This window comes from Bradyrhizobium sp. UFLA06-24 (assembly GCF_054967145.1).
On record NZ_JADFUE010000132.1, the window covers coordinates 1 to 6,807 of the forward strand.

The 6,807-nt window shown below is 58.7% G+C and carries 3 protein-coding genes; 2 read left to right on the forward strand and 1 reads right to left on the reverse strand.

All coding sequences use genetic code 11. From position 1 onward, the window contains the following. The coding region (locus IF809_RS37575) for a transposase domain-containing protein (protein ID WP_462840001.1) at window positions 1-262 on the forward strand (262 nt) is incomplete at its 5' end. A 1,426-nt stretch (window positions 263-1,688) separates the two neighbouring features. After that, a complete protein-coding gene (locus IF809_RS37580; protein ID WP_462840002.1) occupies window positions 1,689-2,450 on the forward strand; it encodes a hypothetical protein in 762 nt (253 codons plus the stop codon). Between the two features lie 2,156 nt (window positions 2,451-4,606). Here IF809_RS37580 and IF809_RS37585 read toward each other — a convergent pair. Beyond that, window positions 4,607-6,265 (reverse strand): outer membrane beta-barrel protein, encoded by a 1,659-nt coding sequence (locus IF809_RS37585; RefSeq protein ID WP_224517533.1) that lies wholly within the window; start codon window positions 6,263-6,265, stop codon window positions 4,607-4,609. Window positions 6,266-6,807: the final 542 nt, after the last annotated feature.

Sequence of the window (6,807 nt, forward strand, 5' to 3'; positions counted from 1 at the left end):
CGATGGTTGCGTTGAGATGGACACCAATCCCGTCGAAAATCAAATCAGGCCGCTGACTCTGACGCGTAAAAATAGTTTATTTGCTGGTCACGACGAAGGTGGTCGTTCATGGGCGCGCATAGCTTCGCTCATCGCCACCTGCAAAATCAACAGCGTGGAGCCCTACGTCTGGATGAAAGCGACGCTCAAAGCGATCGCAACCGGTCACCCGCAGTCCCGGATCGACGAGCTCCTGCCCTGGTCGTTCGGCCGCACCTCGTAATTCTCCGTCGTTGTCGCCTCCATACCCCCCGCCAGCGATTTGCAAACACGTTGATCAACAGACTGCAATCCCCACGCCAAACCTTTGCGAGTGGGACGCGAACGTCGCTTACGGTAAGAGAAATATGAGAACCTGGTGCAGTTGTCGGGCGCCGCAGACATTACGTTGCTGTGGCGGGTTTGCGACAAGACTGGCTGGCGCCGAACATGATCGACGAGGACGCGAGCCACCTCAGCGTCACGCGTTGCGTCCGCTCCTTAAACAGCCAGTCGGGGCTGCGTCATCGCCTAGACGATGCTGCCAATCAACGCGCCCGAGGCGGTCTCTTGCGCGCGAGCAAGATCACCATTCACCAGTGCTCCACTTTCCGTCGCGGCCGGATCGCCAGCGGACGGGCAAACCGCTTTCCCCCGAGCCGCTTGGGTCTGGCGACCATCAGGACCGAGGCCGTCATGCGTTCCGCGCCGCTCGCTTGCATCTTGGCTATCGCCCGAGCGAGCGCGTCGTCCAGGACGTGAGAAGGCCCAGCTGTTCGGCCGCAACACCGACGAATGCCGATCTCAAGTCGTTAGGTGAGCGCGAGCTTCAGAGTCGCCCATCTTGGTCAACCATGTGGAGAGCTGCTAAGGCTAATCGATAGCGCCACACGCAGAAGCTAGCGTTTGTGTGCCCGGGCGGGCAAGCAAGAAACGGCTACGCTTCTTCGCCAGCGGACGCTTAGAGGAAGACGGCCATTTCAGCGGCGGCTTCGCCAACAATTACAACGATTTGTCTTAATCAGGACACGAGTGAATCCTCTTTTCCAACAACAAGGCGCGAGCGCCATCTGCATGACGCGTAGCATCAATAGCAGCCGGATAAAGTTGGCGGATCGTATTGCCTCATCTGACGATGAAAATCTCAGCTTGGCCGATGTAGCTCCGGCTGACGGCCTGTCCGACGTTGCATCATGGCGCGCAGGATCGGACGCACTGGGGACATCGCGGAGTGCGCATTAAACGCAGCGGCAGCCGCAGTCCCGAGATCATCGGCCAGCGCCGCACCTTTAGCCGTGCGCGGGATGATCGTCTGGGCTGCTTTGCGTCTGAGCGATTTCTTTCTTCATTTAATCAGGTGAACAGATCGCTCCGCTCTTGCCGGACTCTCAGATCGCGCTCTCGTCTGTTCTCGCGTTGGCCCGGCTATCGCGGTCATTCTGCTTATCGGACCAAGCATAGGCTCAAGTGCAGGCCAGAACAACTGGTCGCGGACAGAGATCGAAATGCACATGTTCGGTATGGGACTGGGGCTGGCTGCGGTCAGCGTCGCCTGACCTCCTAACGAGCTTTCCGTCAGATGAAACGATGCAGGACGCAGAGCTGCGCGCCGACCGCGAGTTGAGGTGGAATGAGTTCAGGATCGGAGATGATCGCATCAGACGTGGTAGATGCAGCCGCGAGTTTGTCTTTCTTCTTCGACCTTTGTCAGCTTCTCGAAAGCCAGCCTCTCTAACACTCGAACTTGGCCTCTTGATGACGAAGCTGCCCATGCCGGAATTCGTGACGAACTTCAGCTCATTCCCTCTGGGAGATATTCTAGAGGCCTTTGGTCTCTTAACAAAAAGGAGGGCTTTATGGCTCCAAGCCCGATCGATAATGCCCGTTCACCAGAATCACCGACAGCGCACGTCTGGACACAGGAAGATCATGATTTGTTCAGCGAGATCATGAATGAAGCTGGACCATCATCGTCTGCCGCACCTGAGGAAGCGGTAGATGTCTCCTTCGCCGCTCCCCAGAGATTTTCACACGGTTCGCAAATCGCCCCTGACTCGATGGTCGATAGGCTGTTCCACCGGGGTCTCTTGCCGGACTCGGACCAGCCGACAATGACCTATGAAATCCGGGGTCACCGCTACACGGCCGGTTTGGATGAGTGTAATCGCGTTCTTCTTGTTCATAACCCTGCGGAAGACCAAGTGCTTGGGGCCGGCCGGGCGGGGGTACCGGACTTCGGAGCCTTCTTCGCGGAGAACCGACGCTATGGAAGGCCGCTACCACAGCAATGGGCCACACCTGCCCTCATAGACAAGCTGCGCGAAGAAGGTTTCATGCCGACCGCCAATAGCCCCACGACCATCCATCTTAACGGACGGGCCTACAAAGCCGAACTAGCCGAAGGAGGATTCGTTAAGCTTACGCGGGTATGAGACCAACTTGACGGTGAGCCGATCGCGCTGGGTCTGAGTCGTGCGGTCACTTTGGTTGTCCTTACCTGGATAGACGGTTCATCGCTTAGCAGTGGATTGTTCGAGCCGCCAGCGGGTACGCATCATCGGGCCCGCTGGCAGCGCTCGAGATGCACGGTCATCCTGGCCATTCGTCTGCGTGGTGCCGACCTGTCATCCGGCCGGCAATATTGTCGCCGTGTTGCTTCACTCGAGGATGTTGCTGGCGCTTGACCGATACAGCTCCGGCTGTGGGCCAGTCCGAGGTTGCACCATTGCGCGCGGGATCGGAAGAACCGGGGTGCGTCGCGGAGTGCCCAAGGCACGCCGCCGCGCCCCGGTCCCGGGATCACCGGCCAGCGCCGCACTGTTAGCCGTGCGCGGGATGATCGTCTTCTCGGCTGCTTTGCGTCTGAGGGATCCCCGTGAGCGCTGCACGACGGTGTGCCGCGGCCGAACTGCTCGGGGCGGTGCTTCGCGAGGTGACCGAGAATTACCAGGGCAAACGGGGCTCGGCCGCAAGCCAGCGCTCGATGTCGGCTGGGTTCGGCAAATTGGGCAGAAACCGGTGCCCGTTGAGCACTTGCTTGGAAACGGCGGAGGCCCTGCAAGTGCGAGGCTGGATTGTCTTGGCGGACGCGAAGGTATTCTCAAGGAGGTGGCAGCAAAGATCGCCTAGCCGCAAGGACCGTCGCAAGTGGCGCAGTCGCTTTGCGTAGCAGTGGGATTGCGTGAGCGTATTTGTCGAGGAAATCGTGTCAATTTAACACTACCAAATCTGGGCGTTCTGCAAGCAGTAGCTCCACCGTAGAGTCACGCAAGATCGCATGCACATAGGCGTGTGCAACCAGCCTCAAAAACCGGAAAAGAACGTCATGGCGAACATCAATCTCAGCTCCCAATCTATTGCAGGTGCACGCGCCGGACAGCGAGCCGCCACCGCCCGGAAAGTCATTGAATGGCGAGCGCCGGCCCCGAGACGCCGAGGCTTCCACATGATCCACGGAATGAAGCCCATGGCGCGGATGCTCGCAGCAATTAGGCGCGGGCTAGCCTTGTCCGATCTTGACCGGTGCTGCGCAATCTGGTGGCTCTATCGTCTCCATTTCGGGTTCACCGGCGACGTGATGTTGGGGCTCGCCGCGGTCAGGATTGCCCAGGAGAGATCCCGCTGCGGAATTTAGGAATCGTGGGGGCGCGCCTTCCATACGGGCTCGGCGCCCTGCCGCCGGTTACGTGTTTGGCTGGCGAGGAAAAGTGGCCGAATGCCGATTGCCTTTAGTCTCCCCCAGCCAATTGGGCCGCATTCACTTCTAGCGCCGAGGATCTGCCCGTGGGGGTGGCACCAAAGTGCAGGCAAATACGATGAGCAGATTGCAAAAACTGAACTTGCGCTCGCCCTTCACACGATCAGTAAGCTGAATTTGATGTCGGATGATGCTGCTCATGAAGGTCCCAGCAGGGGCAGACGACCGGGCCATAGCGGGGAGTGTAGGAATCAGGACGGTCTGGAATCCTTGGTCACGTCTGGTGATCGGGGGCAAGGACGCGCGGCTCGCATTCCATCTGGTGATCTTCTGCTGTTACATGAAAGGAAATGACCCGCGTGAGTTCGCGTGGCGATGCAAGGGCGGGTAGCTCGCCAAGCAATACTGCCCGAGTCGTTGCGCTGGATGGATCCTCGCGCAGAACCTCACCGACGCTGTGTACCCACGGCTTGAATTCCTCTGTGAGCGGCTCGTCCGTTGCAGACCGCCAGCCGTTCAACTCTCCCCTCGGTGAATAAGCCGTTGATCTTTCGCCAGGCACTTTGCGCCCGCCTCCGGCCGCCGCGCGATGAGACAACGGCCGCGGCTTCCCGGTCGGTCGGCGCCTTCGCAATGGTGCGCGGAATCGGCTTTGGAGCGAATTCCGGGTCAACGGATCGAGCTCTTATCACCAGAAACGAGCTCCGGTTCGCGAGCGGAGTTGCGCTCGCCTTGTCCATGCGGGCGGTTTGCAATCGAAGCAAGCCGGTGTACAGGCGTGATCGCGACATAGTCCTCGGCGGCGAATGGGCGCCGAGGACTGGGGCCATCAGCGAACTTCAGAACGGCCCCTAAGCATCTGCAGTTTGGAGCCTCGTAACAGTGAAGCCCTTAGTTGAGCTTGTAAGACGCCTGGAAGAACGTACCCCACCGTTCCATGCTGTAGTTCGCAAATCCTAGCGAGCCGCAGCCGTTTCCGCAGTCCGCGGAGTCCGCTTCCTTTTTCGTCCACATGGCCCAATAGCGGCCTCCAACGCCTAGGCTGATATTGTTGGTGACAAAGTAGGACAGAAGGCCTTCAACCTGGACGCCGCCGCCACCATTGCCGTGTTGCTCACTAAAGGTGGTCTTTTTGCGCAAGAGATGATTATCGCGGCCCTTGAAGTCGGTCCAGGGCAGGTAAGCGATGTCCGCATTCAGGCGCCAGCGCTCGGTCAGCATAGTTTCGGCGCTCAAGCCGATTCGAGGCGCATTCCATTGAGTATCTTGGCTGCCAACGATCCTATCGTCGCTCGGCTTGATACGACAAAAGTCCTGCGGATTTGTGAGCGGAACGCAACCCCTCGAGTCTGAGCTCTGGCTGTAATAGGCCCAGCCTATAAATCCGCCGATCTTGTAGTTCGTACTGCGCAGGACATCGTAACCGGCGTCGGCCGTGTAATATGCAAATCGCCCGTTTGACTCACCTGAACGAGTATTTAGGTAGGGGTATCCCTCGTGGGGCAGCCAATCTTCATCGTTCGATTTCCCTTTGTTGAAGAACCCGATACCAAGGCTACTCTTCAAGAACACTCCCCAGGGACTGTCGACACGGCCGAATACCTCCCCCGAAAGTCCGTCCAGTGCATGATAAGTGAGCCTGGAAATCAGTATGCTGGGGTCTTCAGGCCAGCCATACGGGACTGCGCTTTGATCCCACTGGAATCTTCCCCGGCTCAGCCAGAGCCGCGAGCCCCCTTCGAACGACCAACCGGACGTGTAGGGAATGGGTGGTACGCTGCCGGCTGATCTCGCATGCAGCGGCGAATCGGACTTTGGTGCGGCTTCTGGGTCCGCACCAAAGTGGTAGTTCAGACCAATTTTCCCAATGTGATAGTTGCTGGACAGGCTGGTCGTGCTCGCCGGCAAAATCGTAGACGGAGATAACTTCGCGGTCGAAGCGGTCGCGACGCTCGGCCCGCCAAAATGCAGATAGTCATACTCGACGTTCACCGACCATGAAGGCGTAAGGGCTTGCTCCACACCGAGCCCGATGACGCCACCAACTTGGCCATAGTCGAAATGGGTTTTCTCCTGTGGCAGGTCGCCCCCTTCAAAGTTGTTGACGATGTCGCCTCGATTATTTTGCCAGGCTGCACCTGCCTTGAGATAGGCAAGCGTTTGCCCGAGCGAGCCGAAGGCGTAACCGATGCGACCGGTCCCGGTCGCAAAGAGGTTCGGAGCTGCGTTGCAGTTTGCGCTTACAATCAAGTCTGAGGCTGCGAGGCAGGTGTTTGAGCCGCTCGCGACAGCTGCGCTGGCATCCAGTTCGAGGCCGTACACCCAACTATTGTTCTGCCAATTGTAGCCGATTTGGCCACCTGCGACGAAGGAGGGAATATCGACGACGTCGCCGTAGATCGGTGGGCCGAACGGATTGGTGAAAGAGGTTCGACCGTACCCGCCGCCTACATGCCCGCCAATGTAGCCTCCGGACCAGTTCCACACCGACGGTGGCAGGGCTTCTCGCCCGAGGTTCGCCATAGATGTACCCGTTGTGGCGATCGCCATGGTCGCAGCCCCCAAAAAGAGAACTCTTGATCGCATAAAGATTGCCCTGAACTTTCCCGAGTTGTAGTCGCGCTCGCTAAGTATCGCCGCACGGCAAATCGTCGGAGCACCAGGCCCCCAATAACGAGCCGGGGCCGCTCCGAAGATCACCGCACGACGATTGGTGATGACGTCCTCAACGTAGCAAGCCGCGTGCCGGAGCAATTCCTTTGTTCTGCAGGAGCTTACTAAGAGCGTGCCGCGTCAACTTCCCTACATTGGGTGGAAGGCGGACGAACGAGTGTCGAGGTTCGCTGCATTGCGGAGCTAGCGTCCAAGGCACGTGCATGTGCCGGAACTTTGTGGTCTGCCCGGTGAGCACAAGCTGGTTCAGCTTGGATGAGCCGTGAGATTTCAAGCCTAGTGTTCTTTTCACTCCGCGAGCTGCCTGATGGCAACCAGCCGGCCGTTGCAAGTTCAGCTCGTACTAGGGTCTGTACCTAAATAGCGCCACGTGATTCTCTTGCCTACGTGTTGATTCGGGGGCGAGAGAATGCGCGCTG